We start from the raw sequence: 15,134 nt of genomic DNA, 5'->3' as shown, positions 1-15,134 counted from the left end.
TGCTGCATAGCGTCCGCGCCAGACAGGACACCCGATGATCAATAAACAAAATAAAGCGTCCGACGCGCCGCACGTCGTGATTGTCGGGGCCGGGCTGGCTGGCCTGACAGCCGCGCTGTGCCTGACCGACGCAGGCCTGCGTGTCACGGTACTGGAAGCGGCCGACCGGATTGGCGGACGCATCGGCCTAAAGGACGGCTGCGATCTTGGGCCGACCTGGGTCTGGCCCGCATGGCAACCCGTCGTCGCCACATGGATGCACCGCCTGCGGCTGGATCTATTCGCACAATACGACGCCGGCGACGGTGTTCTGGACGGATTTGGCGGGCCTGTGCAGCGACAGCCCCTGCCCGGTCAGGACGGCATTGCGCGCATCGTGGGCGGACCACAGGCCCTGATCAACGCGCTGGCGGCACGACTGCCGCCGAAGACGGTGCAGACCGGATGCGCTGTTCGCGCGGTCACGGCGGATAAGCGCTTGGCCGTGGCGACGCCTGACGGGCCGATCACCGCGGACCGCGTCATCATCGCGACACCGCCGCGGATCGCCGCAAGCCGTATCGCGATGCCGGGTTTGCCCGACGCCGTGATGGGCGCGTTGCAGGACACGCCGACATGGATGGCGCGGCAGGCGAAGGTGGCCGTGACCTATCCCCTGCCCTTCTGGCGGGACTCCGGACTTTCGGGCCGCATCGCCAGCCGCACCGGGCCGCTGGTCGAAGTCCATGACCACAGCCCCGCCACCGGCGAGACCGGGGCACTGTTCGGCTTCGTGGGCTGGGACGCGGCATCGCGCGCCGCCGATCCCGAGGGATTGCGACAGGCCATCCTCGCGCAACTGACACGTTGCCTTGGTCCGCAGGCGGGCGATCCCCTGGCGTTGATCGTCAAGGACTGGGCGACAGCGCCACTGATCTGCGCGCCAGCAGATTTGCAGGGGCCGGCCTCTCACCCCGAGATTGCACCGGCGCTTTTGCGGCAAGGCCATTTGGCGGACCGCCTGTGGTTTGCGAGCGCTGAAACGGCCGTGGCACATCCGGGGCTGATTGCCGGCGCGCTCGCCGCCGGAGGGGCAACAGCGCAACAGGTCATCGAGACCTTGCGATGACAGACCGCACCCGTTGTGGCGCCACGTGGGGATCGGTCGGGTCCGGCACCCGTCGCCACCTGCAACCGGCCCGGCAAAGATGTCGTTAATGTGAGTCCGATGCGATCAGCTGCGCCATTAGGCGGGCACTGTGACATCGCGTGCGCCGCTGCCTGATGAAAAGCGCTGCGACGTCTTTGCGGGCAGAAGTGCCCCTGCATTTGCGGCACGCGGCCCGAGCCCGAAATCGACACGCGCACAGGATCCTGTTGCCGTCACCGACACGCCGATAATCAGAATACGGAGACGTCGCCGTGTGTCGGTTCGCCGCTCAATTCATGACCCGAAAGGCGCGACGCCACTGCGCCGAGGCGGATGGCGTCTAGAGCGGCCGCTGGATCGACCAGCGTATCGGGTACGACCTTTGCCATCGCTGTGCCGAAGCGCGACAGATCCGCTAGGGTCTGGGTCAGCAGATCCATGTTTTGCAGCGTACGGCTATCACGCCCCTTGGCATTCGCATCGTGGTCCATCGTCGTCTCGATCCGGTTGGCCAATTCAGTCACCCCGTCCAGTTCGGCCGCAAGCCGCGTCAGCAGCAGCGTTAAAGGCGTTTTCATAGGGGGCCCACCACTGCTTCGATACATTTGCGCATCTGTTGGGTGTTGAAGGGCTTCGCGATGAAGTTGTTCATGCCCAGTTTGCGTCCGGTTGCAACGATCGTTTCGTCCAATCGCCCGCTGACGAGCACGAAGCCGATGCGTTGGGTGTTACGGTTCGTGCGTAAACCGTGCAGCAACTGCAGCCCGTCAAGACCCGGCATGTTGTAGTCCGAAATCACCAGGTGGACCGGTTTTGCCGCAATCGACGCCAGCGCCGACCGGCCATCGCTTTTGAAATCGACATTCTTGATGCCGATTTCGTCGAGCGCCATCGTGATCAACCCGCGGCTGGTTGACATGTCATCGACGACCATGATTGAGATTGTGTCCTTGAGCGACATGTGTCCTCCAATTGGGTTGAGCAAGGCGCCGGTCAGTTATGCCTGAACGTCGTCCGGTCGATCAGTGTCAGGCGATGTGACAGCGTCGGCGGCAATCGTTCGGAATGGCCGATGAAAAGCAGTCCGCCGGGCGACAGCAGATCGGCCAGGCCTGTGAAGACTCGGCTTTGGGTTTCGTCATCCATGTAAATCGCCACATTGCGACACAGGACCGCCTGAAACGGCCCACGTGTCGGCCAGGGCGTGACGAAATTCAGATAACGGACAGTTACAAGATCGCGCAAAATCTTCGGCATGCGGACGGTAGATGCATCCGGCGATCCCTCGGACAACATCAGTGTACGGATCGGGTCAGGGACAGGCTCCAGGCGTTCGCGTGGATACTCGGCCCGCTCTGCCGTCTCCAGACACTCTGCGCTGATATCGGTGGCGAGGATTTTCACGTCATGCTGCACAGCGTCCGGCCAATGATGAATCAGCGTCGCGGCGAGGCTGTAGGCTTCCTCTCCGGAAGAACAGCCGGCAGACCACAGACGTATTCTTGCACCGTCCTGCGCCGCCGTGCGGAGCCGCGGCAACAGGACATTGACGAAAATATCGAAGTGATATCCCTCTCGGTAGAAATGCGTCGTGTTGGTCGTCAGCGCAGTCATCATCAGATTTCGGTCATCGACATGCGCGGGATCGCTGATCCAGCGGACATAGGCCGGGAAATCTGCAAGCTTCAGTCGACGAAGATGCTTGATCAGGCGTGACACGACCAGTGACGTGTTATCGCCGGGCAAGTGGATTCCCGTCTCGTCACGCAGCAGTTTTGCGATGGCCCGGAAACTCTGTTCATCGCAAGTCATTGGACCAGCAAGGCCTTGGCCCTTGTCAAAGGTCAACGGGATCATCGTCATGCACTGACATCCTTGACGAGCGGCGGCAGGACGGCAGAAATGTCGATCAGCCGCAGCATCCGCTGTTCCAGCGCGATGACCCCCTGGATGAACCTCTGCGTTGTCTGCGCCGTGATGTCCGGCGTCGGCTGAATCAGTTGGGGGGCGACACCGATGATGTCGGACACGGCATCCACCAGGAAACCAACCGTCTGGTCCGCAACAACGGCGATGACGATGACATGTCGATCGCCAAGATCGGTCTTTGCCAAACCCAACCGGCGGGCCAGATCGACAATCGGTACGATCGCACCGCGAAGGTTGATGACCCCGAGGACATATTCCGGTGCGTGCGGCAATACGGTCGCCGGCGTCCAGCCGCGAATCTCTCGGACATGAATGATATCAATGCAAAAATCCTGATCGCCAACACGAAACGTTACCAACTCGCGTTCGTCCTCGATCAGGGACTCTTCGACCGTCATCATTGTCTGCTCTCCTCGATCCGGGGGGCGGTTGGTGGGGGCATATCTGAAGCGGTGCGTTGCACGGCTTCTTCAGGGTCGATGATCAGGGCAACTTTGCCGTCACCCAGAATAGTGGCAGCGGCCACGCCGGTCACATGACCATAATTGCCTTCCAGCCCCTTGATCACGACTTGTCGCTGATCATGGATCCGATCGACCGCCAGCGCCCACATCTGTTCATGGTCGCTTTCGACCAACAGATAGACAAGATCGGTCGAGGCAGAGGCGCTTTTGCGAAACTGGAAGACATGCCCCAAATCGACGATCGGAATGAATTTGTCACGCACCGACACGACCGTCATACCACCGCCCAACTTGTGCAGATCGCCCGGTTCCGGTCTGATCGTCTCGACGATCGTGGCAATCGGCACCACCATGGTCTGTCCGGCGACATCGACGACCATGCCGTCAAGGACGGCGAGCGTCAGCGGCAGCGAAATGGACATCGTCGTCCCGATGCCCGGGGTCGATGTGATGTTGATCCGTCCACCAAGTTTCTGAATTGCACTGCGTACGACATCCATGCCGACACCCCGACCGGACAAGTCAGTCACAGTCGACGCGGTCGAAAAGCCAGGCAGAAACAGAAGTTTGTCAATCTCAGGGTCGCTCAGGACGACGTCCGCCGGAACAAGCCCCTTTTCAATGGCTATCTTCAGGACACGCGGGCGGTCGATGCCGGCACCGTCGTCCGCGACATCAATCAGGACGCGGCCAGAGCGATGGGCCGCACGCAAGGTGACCGTTCCGATATCGCTTTTGCCCGCAGCGCGCCGTTTATCTTCTGATTCCAGGCCGTGATCGACAGCATTGCGTATAATGTGGGTCAAGGGATCGACCAGGCGTTCGATCACCGTCTTGTCGACTTCCGTCGCCTCGCCTTCCGTTTCAAACCTGACATTTTTTCCAGCGAGGTCGGCGGCTTCACGCGCAATTCGCGCCATCCGCTGGAACAGAGGTTTGACCGACTGCGCCCGGATTGCCATGACACCTTCTTGAATTTCGCGGGCAAGCGCCATGAATTCATCAAGGCTGGCCGACAGTGCGGTTGTCATCGGAATCTCGGCTGCCTTGATGCATTGGGTCAAAACGGCTTGGTTGATCACAAGTTCACCCACGACGTTGATCAAGCGGTCGACTTGTTCGAGATCGACGCGCACGGTGGCCTTGGGCGCAGCAGCGGCGCGCACATTATTTTTCGTCGCCTTCTCTGCGGCAGACATGCGCGTTTCGCTGCCAAGATCGGTTTTCGGAGCGCCAGCACGGGTACCAGGTGGGCCGGCAGGGGCAGCACCGGCCAAAAGATTGGACGCCTGCGGTGAAAAGGCGACCTCGTTTTCCGCATTCGGTCCCGCAACGAAATCCGAACGCACGGCGGTGCCTTCGGCGGGGACGACATCAAGCGAACACAGGCCATCGACGAAATCAAAGACCTCCATCACCGACGACAGCGGCTCGGTTGTCTTGAGCACAATCGACCAGGCCAGCGCGCATGCGGCAGGATCGATGTCCGCAAGCAACGGCATACTGTCGGCATCGACCTTGACTGCAATCTGCCCTAACGCGCCCAATTCACGGAACAGGTGAACGGGGTCGTTGCCGATCGCGAAAAGCCGATCCTGGGCCTGAAAGCGCAACTGGATTTCTGCGTCGTCCCCGACATCAGAAAGTGGCAGCGGGTCGAAGCTCATCGGCAGAGAAACGTAAACATCGTCTTCTGCCGCATTGTGTTCGACACGTTCGCCGGAAAGGGCCGCCAGCTTCTCGATCACGGCTGTTCCTGCACCGGCCGTGACGGCCCGGTCATCCCGGGCGGCTGCCACGAGTTCAGCAAGTTGGTCCGCGGCGCGCAGGCAGACCTCCAAGACGTCCGACGTCAGGGGCAGCCGCAGGGCACGTAAATCATCCAGCGTGGTTTCGAACCGGTGGGCAAACCGAACGAGTGCTTCTAGGCCGAAGGCTGCAGCACCGCCCTTGATCGAATGCACCGAACGAAAGACCGCATTGATGGTCTCCAGGTCGACCTCCTGCTCGGCATCCAGCGCGTCGCGCAACAGTTCCAGACCATCATCAAGGGCCTCCAGCAGTTCCTCGCACTCTTGGAAAAAAGTTTGTCGGATATCGTTGAGCGTGCTCATGCCTGACCTCAGACTGCTGCAATACGGCGGATCGCGCTGATCAGCTTGGCATCATCGAAAGGTTTCACGATCCATCCCGTGGCACCCGCCTGGCGGGCCCGGTCCTTCAATTCCTGTGCACTCTCTGTCGTCAGCACGAGAATGGGCAGCGCGTTCAGAACGGCACCACCGCGGATTGCGTTGATCACGCCAAATCCATCGAGGCGTGGCATATTGATATCCGTAATGACGATATCAGGGGATACTCTCGGCAGCGCCTCGACCCCTTCCTGACCGTCATTGGCCAGATGGACGTCGAAACCAGCATTCCCCAGCGCCATGCGCAACATTTCCCTGATGGTCCGGGAATCGTCGATCGCCAGAATTTTCAGTGTCATTGTCGCGTCTCCAGTTCAGCGGCAAGGTCGGCCAGACCCAAAATTGTCAAATCATTGGAGATCCCGGAGTGACCTTGCAGTGTGAAATCGCAGCCGTCCCCTCGCCATGCGATCTGTGCTGCCAAAAGGATCTGGGCACAGATTGCCCCCACACCCCGGCAATTGGCGGCATCAAGCGTCAGGGCTTCGCCCCGTACAGCAAGCAGGTCCGACAAAAAACGAGGCGCGGCGGCGGTATCAAGTTTGTCCGGCAATGTAAGCGTTTGCGGCATAAGGAATTCCACTTAGAAAAACGTGATATCGTCAGTTGCGGGCGGTTTCGGCAGATGAATTGGCGGGATATCCGTTTCCGCCACAAGGCGCTGTTGCGCCTGCCCATCGACAGGTGAAAAGCGGATCCGGCGGGCCTGCGTCCCCAATAGACTTTGCGAAACAATCGGAATGTCTTCATCCGTCAGAAATTGGAGCGCAAATTCCGAATTGGCGCGGCCGATTTTGCCAAAACTGTTCTGCATCATCGCGCCGCCGAACAGCTTGGCCTTGAGCCGGCTGCGCAGTGCGCCCGTTTTCAGAAGATCATTGATCAGCAATTCCATCGCATGAGAGCCATAACGGTGATTTGCCGCGCCCGATTCCGGCTCCTTTGCCAACAGAAAATGGTTCATTCCGCCGACTCTTGCGACCGGATCCCAAAGGCAGGTCGCAACGCAAGATCCCAAGATCGTCGTCATCACCACCGCAGGATCGTCAGAAACAAGATGGGTCCCCTGGATCACGTGCATTAGACATTCAGATGCAGATTGTCCGGGCGCAGTCGCATAAGTCATCGGGTGCCGATCATGAAAGCTAAAGTCTGGGTAGTGTCAGGGCAAAAAAGGCGGATGCGACTTCAAAAATCCTCCCACTCGCCCACGGCCACAGCCTGTCGCTTATGTGTCGGCACGAGCGATGGTGCGACTTTTTCCGGTGCTCTGTCCGGTTGCCGGGACCGGGCGCGGAATGAAACGATGGATGGATCCTGACTGCCTTGCCGGCCCGTTTCATCGACCTTGAAGTAAGCGACCGTCTCGACCAGAGAGACGGCGTCCTTACGCAGACTTTCGCTCGCGGCGGTGGTTTCTTCCAGGCGAGCGGCATTCTGCTGCGTCGACTGATCCAGTTGGTTGAGCGAGCTGTTGATATCGCCAAGGTTGGTCGACTGCAGCGCTGATGAATCCGCAATCGACGAGACCAGATCGGAGATTTGCGAGACGGCATCGACGATCTGCTGAAGGGCGCTGCCGGTTCGTCCGACAAGATCAACGCCTCGCCGGACCTGACTGCCACTTTTGTCGATCAGATCGTTGATTTCGCGGGCCGCGTCGGATGAGCGTTGTGCGAGCGCCCTCACCTCGGAGGCCACGACCGCAAAACCGCGACCGGCATCACCGGCACGGGCGGCTTCGACGCCTGCGTTCAAAGCCAGCAAATTGGTCTGGAAAGCAATGTCGTCGATCACCTTGATGATCGAGGTGATCCGACCTGAACTTTCCGCGATCTGATCCATGGCAGACACGGTTTCAAGGACGACCTGACCGCTATGTTCCGCACTTTTTCGCGCCTCGCGGACCACACCGTCGGCTTCTTTGGCACCTTGAGCCGTGGCGCGGATCGACGATGTCAAATCGTTCAATGCGGCAGCCGTCTGCTCCAAGGTTGCTGCGGTCGCCTCGGTCCGGCGCGACAGCCCATCCGTGGTGCTGGAGATGTCGCGGGCTTCGTTCGAGATGTTGTCCGCGTTCTCGACGACGCCGCGCATCGCCTCTGCCAAAGTCCGAACGGCGCCGTTGTAAGCCGTCCGCAGATCTTCGTATGCCCCGGCAAACGGCGCGTCGATCATGGCGGTCAGATCGCCGTCGCTGAGGCTGCGCAAACCGATGCGCAGGGCCTCAACCACGACCGACTGCTCTTTTTCGAAGGTTTCGCGGGCAAGCGCCGCATTCCGGATCGCGAGTTCCGACTGCGTGATGTCGCGGGCCAACATGATAAAGCGAATGGGTGAACCACTGCTGTCCCGAACGGCGTTGACGCTGCCATCCAAGACAAGCTGCGTGCCATCCGATCCGGTCATGGTGATCTGTCCGGCAAAAAGGCGGTTTTCACGGGCAGACATCAGAATGTCGGCGGCCCGGGATGCATCCGGCGGCGTCGGCCCCATCAGGGCATTCAGATCAAGTCCGCGAAGGGCGCCGGCGTCGCGATGCAGCGCTCTGCACATGTTGGGATTGATGTAGACGACCCGTCCGTCGACATCCAGATCGACGCGCAATTGCTGTTCTTCGAGCCCGTGCAGAATGGCATCGTTCAGCCACTGCTGGGTCACGTCGGCCCATTCCATGATCAGACCGATATGTTCGCCCTGCGAGTCGGTCACAGACGAGATCTCAAGCGCGATACGATCGTCGCCGAACGCAATCGGAATGCTGAAGGTCTTGTCACCCAAGTGACGCAGGCGCGCGCGCGCATGGCCCAAATCGGCGTGAAAATCATCCATGGACATCGTGGCCAAGCGCGCGGCAGTGACGTCAGCGGCCAATGCCGGAATTTGATCGCGAAAACGCGTCAGCAGCGAAATCATGGCAGGATTCACATGACGGATATTGAAATCCTGATCGGTCAACATCAGGGCCGCAGAGGCGGAGTTGAATGCGGCGCCCTTGTAGGCGGCCTCTCGCTGGGCCACAGCATTGTCGGCGAGGGTTTTCCGCAGCTCGTCTATTGAGCGGGCGATTTCGCCGATCTCGTCGCCCCGCGTCATGGCCGGCACGACAAGATCCAGTTCGCCGTCGCTGATCCGTCCGATGGTGACCCGTGCAGCGTTCAAAGGTCGGATGATCAGGACCCGCGAGAGAAGAACCGTGGCGCCAAGCAGGGCTCCGGTGACCACCATTGAAATCAGAAGAATATTCCGGGCTGTGACAGAAAATGCAGAGAGCGCGTTTTCAGCGCTCCACTTCAGGATAAGCGTGCCGACGGCAGCATCGCCTTTGGTGATCGGTTGTACGATGATATCACCCACCGCCTGCGCGCCCGACAGGGCTTGGCCCAGCAGATCGGCGGCCGCACCGGTCAAGGCCTCGACATCGCCGCCGGGCCCGGCAGCGCTGGCAAAGACCTGTCCGTCCGTCTTGAGGATCAGAGCAGCAAGACCTTCACCGTTTGATGCGTCGAGCGTGGCTTGCAAAAGTGCTTCAGCGGAGGCGGCGTCGTCGAAACGCGTGGCGCCATAAAGCGCGCCCGACAGCATCTTGCCTTGTACCAATCCCTGCGCTTCCACCATTTGACGAATGTTGGACCGGCTACTGGCGCCGTGCAGCGCAGCAAGCGTACCGGCAACCACAACGATTGCAGTGGTTGCGATCAGGGCGACCTTCAAGGTCAACGACATTTTATTGAGAAGGCGGAGAATCATGGCCATGGGTCCTTCGTTTCGGGGCTGGGTCGCGGCCGAACGGGTGTCGATCAAAGGCGTTCGGCGTCGAGGCTGAAGGTCGCGGCACCGATGGCAGCGCCAGTCGGATCAAGGACTGGCATCGAAATCTGGATGACGTAGACGCCGGTGGATTCGTCCAGTTCCACGTCGCTGACGTTGATCGCCGCAGGCCCGGCGGCGTAGGTCTGTTGAAACTTGTCTTCGTCCCCCTGCCAGTAATCGGAGGTGACGCTGCTGATACCGGCATTGAGGCCGCGATCGTCCATCAGGATGATTTCTGCGATCAAACCATCGGACCCGTCGATAATCGACCGCAGATAATCAGACACATGCGCCGAAAGAACCTGCGTGATCAACGGCTTGTCCGACGCGTCGATTTGAGTCCGCCAAGTCGCGTCAAGATCGAGGATCGCAGGTTCCGTCAGGTCGGCGTGCGCGGCATTGGCGGCTGCAAGCGCGGATTGCACGACCGGGTCGGCCATCCAGACGTTTGCCTTGGTCTGAACGAAGGTCTTGTAGTCCTCCTCCGAGGCATGGGCCGGCAGCAGGCCGATCGACAGCGTCAGAGCGGTGGATAGAGCGATGAGTTTCATGAGCGTGCGATCCGTTTAAAGGCTGCAAATGTTTCCATATGCAGCCTTCATCGCGCACAAAACTTAAGGTGCTCTGAACCGCCTCGGATATTTGCATCCGCGACGCGTCGAATGGCATCGGCTCATGTGAGGAAGGAACGGCGCGGCGCGCGGCTTACCAAGGGATCAACACGAGTGTCACGATGGGAAATACCACGAGAATGGCGACGCGGATCAGGTCGGAAGCGACAAAGAACATCACTGCCCGGTAGGTATCCGCCATCGGTGTCTTGCGGTCCATCGCGTTGATGATGAACAGATTCATGCCCACGGGTGGCGTGATCAGACCGACCTCGACGACGATCAGGACAAGGATACCGAACCAGATCGCGACCTGTTCGGTATTGATTCGGGCCAGTGCGCCTTCGTTCGCGCCCCGCAGGCCGATGTCCGTCATCTGGTCGCGGGTCAAAGCTATCCCCTGCGCCAAAGCGCTTTGCGCCTGCGACAGCAGGTCCGGGGCGATCTGCGACCCGCTTTGAACCAGCTCGGTCAGGCGGGCGGACTGCAGATCGACAAGGCTGACGAAGCCGAAATCGAGGCCCTGCATGACCGGCCAGAAGATCGGGATCGTGAGCAGAATCATCGACAGGCTGTCCATCAGGCAGCCCAGCGCCAGATAGAAAATCAGGATCAGCGTCAGCACCAGCAGCGGCGACAGCCCCTGGTCCACAACCCAAAGCGCGATTTCCTGCGGCACCTGCGTCAGCGCCAGAAAGCCGTTATAGAACGCAGCCCCCAGCACGATGAAGAAGATCATCGCCGTGGACCGTGCGGTCACCATGAAGGAATCGCCCAAGGTGGCCCACGTCAGCCCACCGTTTGCCCAGGCAATCACCCCCGTCCCCAGCGCACCGACAGCCGCCCCTTCGGTCGGCGTGAACCAGCCCGCGTAGATCCCGCCGACAACGAGGGCGAAGACGATCAGCACCGGCCAGACGGCGACGACGCCGCGCATCCGGGCGGCCCAGCCGACGCGGGGACGCGTGCCGGCGCTTTCGGGATAAAGCCGAACGTAGACGCTGATCACGATGAGATAGCCAAGGGCGGCGAGCACGCCGGGAATGAAGGCTGCAAGGAAGAGCTTGGCGATGTTCTGCTCGGTCAGGATGGCGTAGATCACCAGCACGATCGAGGGCGGGATCAGGATGCCGAGCGTGCCGCCTGCCGCGAGAGTCGCGGTGGAAAACCCGCCGGCGTAGCCGTAACGGCGCAGTTCCGGCAGGGCCACCCGACTCATGGTGGCGGCCGTGGCCAGCGACGAGCCGCAGATCGCGCCGAAGCCTGCACAGGCGCCGATGGCGGCCATTGCCACACCACCGCGCCGGTGGCCGAGGAACCCTTCGGCGGCCTTGAACAGCGCCTGGCTCATGCCGCCGAGGGTCGCGAAGTGGCCCATCAGCAGGAACATGGGGATGATCGACAGCGAGTAGCTGGAGAACGTCGTGAAGGTCTCGGACTTCAGTCTGGCGAAGGGGATGGTGGTATCGCCCGTCACAAGGACCAGACCGACCAGACCGGCCAGGAACATCGCAAGCCCGATGGGGACACGCAGGAAGATCAGACCGAGGAGGGCTGGGAAAGAAACGATCCCGATGGCAAGGTCGCTCAATGTTCTGCTCCAAGATCGTCGGGCAGGATTGCTGTCCCGGTCAGTGTTTCACGGACACGCACTGAAGCGATGTAGCAGGCGACGCCCGCCGCCACGACGGCGCCGACCAGCGACAGCGCGTAGGCCCACCAGACCGGCATTTCGAGCAGGAACGTGGTCTGACCGGACGACTTCTTTGACAGAAGGCCCAGCCAAAGCTGCCACGCCAGCAGCACCATGACAGCGGCAAAGACAAGATCCGTGACCACGCGCAGGGCGCGGTTGATGCCGTCAGGCAAATAGTTGGTGAACACATCGACAGAGGCATGGCCGCCGGTGATCTGGCACAGCGGCAGAAAGGCGAAGATGGAAAAGGCGATACCGGCCTCGACCAGTTCGAAATCGCCGTTCACCGGTCCGACACCCAGATCCAGCAACCATGTGGCAAAACCCGGCGCCAGAGTGGTAGCCAGATCGCCATGCAGGATGGAATTGATCTCTCGTCCCACGACCGAGGCGCAGACCAGCAGGATCAGTAGCGCCAGCATTGCGCCGCCGAGCCAGGCCATCAGTTGAGACAATCTCAAAAAGGCAGAATACATCGTGGTCTCCGGTGGGGCGGCGGCACGCCAGGTCTATATGGCTAGGGGGCGTCCGCTGACGGACGCCCCCGGATCGTTCATCGTTCTGACCAACGGTCACTTGTTGGCCTGATACTCGTCCATCAGCGCCCGCGCCTCGTCGATCAGCGCCTGCCCGTCGTAGCCTTTGGCATCCATGTCTGCGACCCAACTGGCATAGATCGGCTCGACCAGCGGCATCCAGTCGGATTCGACCGTTGCCGCATCGATGGTGATGAACGTGTTGCCCATATCCTCGGCAATCTGCTTTGCCGGTGCGTCCGCGCCCAGATTGACCTCGGCCGCAAGGACGGAGAAGTCGAGGCCCGAGTCCGCGTCGATCACCGCCTTCAGGTCATCGGGCAGCGCGTCGTAGGATGCAGGGTTCATCGCCATGACAAAGGCGAGCGTATACAGACCGCTGCCTTCGAAATCGGTGTGGTTGTGGACCAGTTCGGCAATCTTCAGCGAACTCGTCACCTCCCACGGCAGGGTCGTGCCGTCGATGACGCCCTTTGACAATGCCTCCGACACGGCGGGGACCGGCATGCCGACCGGGGTGGCGCCCACGGCCTCCAGCATCTGGTTCACGAGGCGCGAGCCGCCGCGGATCTTCATGCCCTGCAGGTCGCCCGGCGTTTCCACCGGATCAGTGGTGTGGAACAGGCCGGGACCATGGACCCAGGTGCCCAGCATGTGGACATCCTTGAATTCGCCGTCCTTCATGTCCTTCTCGTACATCTTCCAGAAGGCATAGGCTGCGGCCTTGGGGTCGCTGACGAAGAACGGCAGCTCGAAGACCTCTGTGCTGGGGAAACGCCCGGGGGTATAGCCCACGACCGTCCAGACGATATCGGCCACCCCATCGACGACCTGGTCAATCAGTTCGGGTGGCGAGCCGCCCAGCTGCATCGACGGAAAGCGCTCGATCTTGATGCGACCGCCGGAATCCGCCTCGACCTTGTCGGCCCAGACGTCAAGGATCAGCTTCGGCACGGACGCCTGCGCCGGCAGCATCTGGTGCAGCTTCAGCGTGACCTCCTGCGCGAAGGCGCCAGTGGCCGTCAGCGCCAGCAAGGCTGCGGCCCCTGCGGCCCCCAGCAAGGTTCTACGGTTGGTCTTCATCCCAGTCCTCCCAGACGTTCAATGCAGCAACAGAGGGCTATCATCCCCTCAGGTTCTGCGCATGATGCAGATGGTCGCAGGTTTGTCATGGCAAATCCGACTGACCCTGACGTTTTTGCTGATTTATATCAGTACTGACAAAGCACTCTCGGAAAAATTTCCCTGTAGTTACAAGGTCTGTGCGGGTTTGCCTCATGGGAACTTCGTGCCTTGGATGACAGTTGCAACCCAAGCCCGTCATTATGGGTGACAGCCAAGGACAATAGATATGCTCAGCAGTTTTGCAGCAGAGACACTGGCGCGCTTCCAATTCGCCTTCACCGTGTCGTTCCACATCATCTTTCCGGCATTCTCGATCGGTCTGGCCAGCTTTCTGGCCGTTTTGAACGCCCTGTGGCTGTGGACGGGGGACGCGGTCTATCGCACGGTCTTCGACTATTGGAAAAAGATTTTTGCCGTGGCCTTCGGCATGGGCGTCGTGTCCGGCATCGTCATGTCCTACCAATTCGGCACCAACTGGTCCGAATATGCTGACAAGACCGGCCCGGTCCTTGGCCCGCTGATGGCCTACGAGGTGCTGAGCGCCTTCTTCCTCGAAGCAGGCTTCCTTGGCATCATGCTTTTCGGGCGCGAAAAGGTGGGCAACGGGCTGCACATGTTCGCCACGGCGATGGTCGCGGGCGGCACGCTGATGTCGGCCACGTGGATCCTGAGTGTGAACAGCTGGATGCAGACCCCCGCAGGGTTTTCCATTAACGACGTCGGCCAGTTCGTGCCAGAGGACTGGTGGGCGATCATCTTCAACCCCTCATTCCCCTACCGGCTGACACACATGGTGCTTGCGGCCTACCTGACGACTGCCTTCGTGGTGGCCGGTGTCGCGGGCTGGCATTTGCTGAAGGATCGCAACAACCCCGCCACGCGGACCATGTTTTCGATGGCGATGTGGATGGCGCTGATCGTGACACCGCTGCAGATCGGTGCGGGCGATGCGCACGGGATCAACACGCTGGAACACCAGCCGGTCAAGATCATGGCGATGGAAGGCCACTATGACAGCCATCCGGACGGCGCACCACTGATTCTGTTCGGCATCCCGAACCCGGCGGAAAAGCGCATCGACTACGCCATCGAGATACCGAAGCTGTCGTCGCTGATCCTTGAGCACGATCTGAACGCGCCGCTCAAAGGGCTTGATACGGTGCCCGATGATCAGGAACCCCCTGTCGCCATCGTCTTCTTCAGCTTTCGCGTGATGGTCGGCATCGGCTTTGCCATGCTGGGGATCGGCCTGTGGGGCGGCATCCAGCGCTGGCGCGGGCGGCTGTATGATACCACGTGGCTGCACCGGGCGACCGTCGTGATGGGCCCGATGGGGTTCGTCGCGGTGCTGGCCGGCTGGATCACGACAGAGGTTGGGCGACAGCCCTACACCGTCTACGGCCTGTTGCGGACCTCGGAAAGCCTTGGCCCTGTGGCTGCACCCGCTGTCGCCGCATCGCTGATTTCCTTCATCGTCGTCTACTTCTTCGTCTTCGGCGCCGGCACTTTTTACATCATGCGCATGATGGGCAAGCATCCCGGCACAGCCCGACTGGGCCTGCGTGACGGCCCGGTGCGCGCGGCTGGCATCACGCCACTGCAGCAGACCCACAACGCACATCCGGCGGAGTAAGACATC

General features: G+C 60.8%; 15 protein-coding genes. 2 read left to right on the top strand and 13 right to left on the bottom strand.

Annotated elements, in window-relative coordinates; translation table 11 throughout:
• The first annotated feature begins 34 nt into the window (after window positions 1-34).
• A complete protein-coding gene (locus GLR48_RS09360; RefSeq protein ID WP_237060999.1) occupies window positions 35-1,108 on the top strand; it encodes a flavin monoamine oxidase family protein in 1,074 nt (357 codons plus the stop codon).
• Between the two features lie 272 nt (window positions 1,109-1,380).
• Here GLR48_RS09360 and GLR48_RS09355 read toward each other — a convergent pair whose 3' ends face one another.
• The 13 genes from GLR48_RS09355 to GLR48_RS09295 all read right to left on the bottom strand — a co-directional run bounded on the left by GLR48_RS09355 (window position 1,381) and on the right by GLR48_RS09295 (window position 13,453).
• The gene (locus GLR48_RS09355; RefSeq protein ID WP_237060998.1) at window positions 1,381-1,707 is read right to left on the bottom strand and encodes a hypothetical protein; all 327 of its coding nucleotides are present in this window, start codon (window positions 1,705-1,707) and stop codon (window positions 1,381-1,383) included.
• Entirely contained in the window at window positions 1,704-2,090 is a 387-nt protein-coding gene (locus GLR48_RS09350; protein WP_237060997.1) for a response regulator, read from the bottom strand. Before GLR48_RS09350 ends, GLR48_RS09355 begins: the two co-directional genes overlap by 4 nt.
• A 32-nt stretch (window positions 2,091-2,122) precedes the next feature.
• Window positions 2,123-2,992 (bottom strand): CheR family methyltransferase, encoded by an 870-nt coding sequence (locus GLR48_RS09345; protein WP_237060996.1) that lies wholly within the window; start codon window positions 2,990-2,992, stop codon window positions 2,123-2,125.
• Window positions 2,989-3,459, bottom strand: a complete 471-nt coding sequence (locus tag GLR48_RS09340) for a chemotaxis protein CheW (RefSeq protein ID WP_237060995.1) — start codon at window positions 3,457-3,459, stop codon at window positions 2,989-2,991. The genes GLR48_RS09345 and GLR48_RS09340 overlap by 4 nt, the downstream gene beginning before the upstream one ends.
• Complete coding sequence (locus GLR48_RS09335; protein ID WP_237060994.1) at window positions 3,456-5,636, bottom strand: chemotaxis protein CheA; 2,181 nt, start codon at window positions 5,634-5,636, stop codon at window positions 3,456-3,458. The genes GLR48_RS09340 and GLR48_RS09335 overlap by 4 nt, the downstream gene beginning before the upstream one ends.
• 8 nt (window positions 5,637-5,644) lie before the next feature.
• Window positions 5,645-6,013 (bottom strand): response regulator, encoded by a 369-nt coding sequence (locus GLR48_RS09330; protein WP_237060993.1) that lies wholly within the window; start codon window positions 6,011-6,013, stop codon window positions 5,645-5,647.
• The gene (locus tag GLR48_RS09325; protein ID WP_237060992.1) at window positions 6,010-6,285 is read right to left on the bottom strand and encodes an STAS domain-containing protein; all 276 of its coding nucleotides are present in this window, start codon (window positions 6,283-6,285) and stop codon (window positions 6,010-6,012) included. Before GLR48_RS09325 ends, GLR48_RS09330 begins: the two co-directional genes overlap by 4 nt.
• Window positions 6,286-6,297: 12 nt before the next feature.
• On the bottom strand, window positions 6,298-6,678 hold the full coding sequence (locus GLR48_RS09320) for a chemotaxis protein CheD (RefSeq protein WP_237060991.1): 381 nt from the start codon (window positions 6,676-6,678) through the stop codon (window positions 6,298-6,300).
• 224 nt (window positions 6,679-6,902) lie between these two features.
• Window positions 6,903-9,518, bottom strand: coding sequence for a methyl-accepting chemotaxis protein (locus GLR48_RS09315; RefSeq protein WP_237060990.1), 2,616 nt, complete (start codon window positions 9,516-9,518; stop codon window positions 6,903-6,905).
• Window positions 9,515-10,078, bottom strand: coding sequence for a PDC sensor domain-containing protein (locus GLR48_RS09310; RefSeq protein WP_237060989.1), 564 nt, complete (start codon window positions 10,076-10,078; stop codon window positions 9,515-9,517). Before GLR48_RS09310 ends, GLR48_RS09315 begins: the two co-directional genes overlap by 4 nt.
• Before the next feature lie 154 nt (window positions 10,079-10,232).
• Window positions 10,233-11,729: a TRAP transporter large permease gene (locus GLR48_RS09305; protein WP_237060988.1), complete on the bottom strand. Its 1,497-nt coding sequence runs from the start codon at window positions 11,727-11,729 to the stop codon at window positions 10,233-10,235.
• On the bottom strand, window positions 11,726-12,310 hold the full coding sequence (locus GLR48_RS09300; protein WP_237060987.1) for a TRAP transporter small permease: 585 nt from the start codon (window positions 12,308-12,310) through the stop codon (window positions 11,726-11,728). Before GLR48_RS09300 ends, GLR48_RS09305 begins: the two co-directional genes overlap by 4 nt.
• Before the next feature lie 96 nt (window positions 12,311-12,406).
• Window positions 12,407-13,453, bottom strand: a complete 1,047-nt coding sequence (locus GLR48_RS09295; protein WP_237060986.1) for a TRAP transporter substrate-binding protein — start codon at window positions 13,451-13,453, stop codon at window positions 12,407-12,409.
• 268 nt (window positions 13,454-13,721) lie between these two features.
• On the opposite strand from GLR48_RS09295, the gene GLR48_RS09290 reads away from it, so the two are divergent.
• Entirely contained in the window at window positions 13,722-15,128 is a 1,407-nt protein-coding gene (locus GLR48_RS09290) for a cytochrome ubiquinol oxidase subunit I (RefSeq protein ID WP_237060985.1), read from the top strand.
• Window positions 15,129-15,134 lie beyond the last annotated feature (6 nt).

The sequence above is a fragment of the Loktanella sp. M215 genome, from assembly GCF_021735925.1.
GTDB lineage: Bacteria > Pseudomonadota > Alphaproteobacteria > Rhodobacterales > Rhodobacteraceae > Loktanella.
Note: the sequence above shows the minus strand (reverse complement) of the source record. Positions and strands in the feature narration are given on the sequence as shown.

Bases quoted from the DNA above. Each gene is read 5' to 3' on its own strand.
- GLR48_RS09340 (WP_237060995.1), bottom strand. From the start codon at position 3,459: ATGATGACGGTCGAAGAGTCCCTGATCGAGGACGAACGCGAGTTGGTA.
- GLR48_RS09295 (WP_237060986.1), bottom strand. From the start codon at position 13,453: ATGAAGACCAACCGTAGAACCTTGCTGGGGGCCGCAGGGGCCGCAGCC.
- GLR48_RS09330 (WP_237060993.1), bottom strand. From the start codon at position 6,013: ATGACACTGAAAATTCTGGCGATCGACGATTCCCGGACCATCAGGGAA.
- GLR48_RS09355 (WP_237060998.1), bottom strand. From the start codon at position 1,707: ATGAAAACGCCTTTAACGCTGCTGCTGACGCGGCTTGCGGCCGAACTG.
- GLR48_RS09345 (WP_237060996.1), bottom strand. From the start codon at position 2,992: ATGACGATGATCCCGTTGACCTTTGACAAGGGCCAAGGCCTTGCTGGT.
- GLR48_RS09300 (WP_237060987.1), bottom strand. From the start codon at position 12,310: ATGTATTCTGCCTTTTTGAGATTGTCTCAACTGATGGCCTGGCTCGGC.
- GLR48_RS09290 (WP_237060985.1), top strand. From the start codon at position 13,722: ATGCTCAGCAGTTTTGCAGCAGAGACACTGGCGCGCTTCCAATTCGCC.
- GLR48_RS09325 (WP_237060992.1), bottom strand. From the start codon at position 6,285: ATGCCGCAAACGCTTACATTGCCGGACAAACTTGATACCGCCGCCGCG.
- GLR48_RS09350 (WP_237060997.1), bottom strand. From the start codon at position 2,090: ATGTCGCTCAAGGACACAATCTCAATCATGGTCGTCGATGACATGTCA.
- GLR48_RS09320 (WP_237060991.1), bottom strand. From the start codon at position 6,678: ATGAACCATTTTCTGTTGGCAAAGGAGCCGGAATCGGGCGCGGCAAAT.
- GLR48_RS09360 (WP_237060999.1), top strand. From the start codon at position 35: ATGATCAATAAACAAAATAAAGCGTCCGACGCGCCGCACGTCGTGATT.
- GLR48_RS09310 (WP_237060989.1), bottom strand. From the start codon at position 10,078: ATGAAACTCATCGCTCTATCCACCGCTCTGACGCTGTCGATCGGCCTG.
- GLR48_RS09335 (WP_237060994.1), bottom strand. From the start codon at position 5,636: ATGAGCACGCTCAACGATATCCGACAAACTTTTTTCCAAGAGTGCGAG.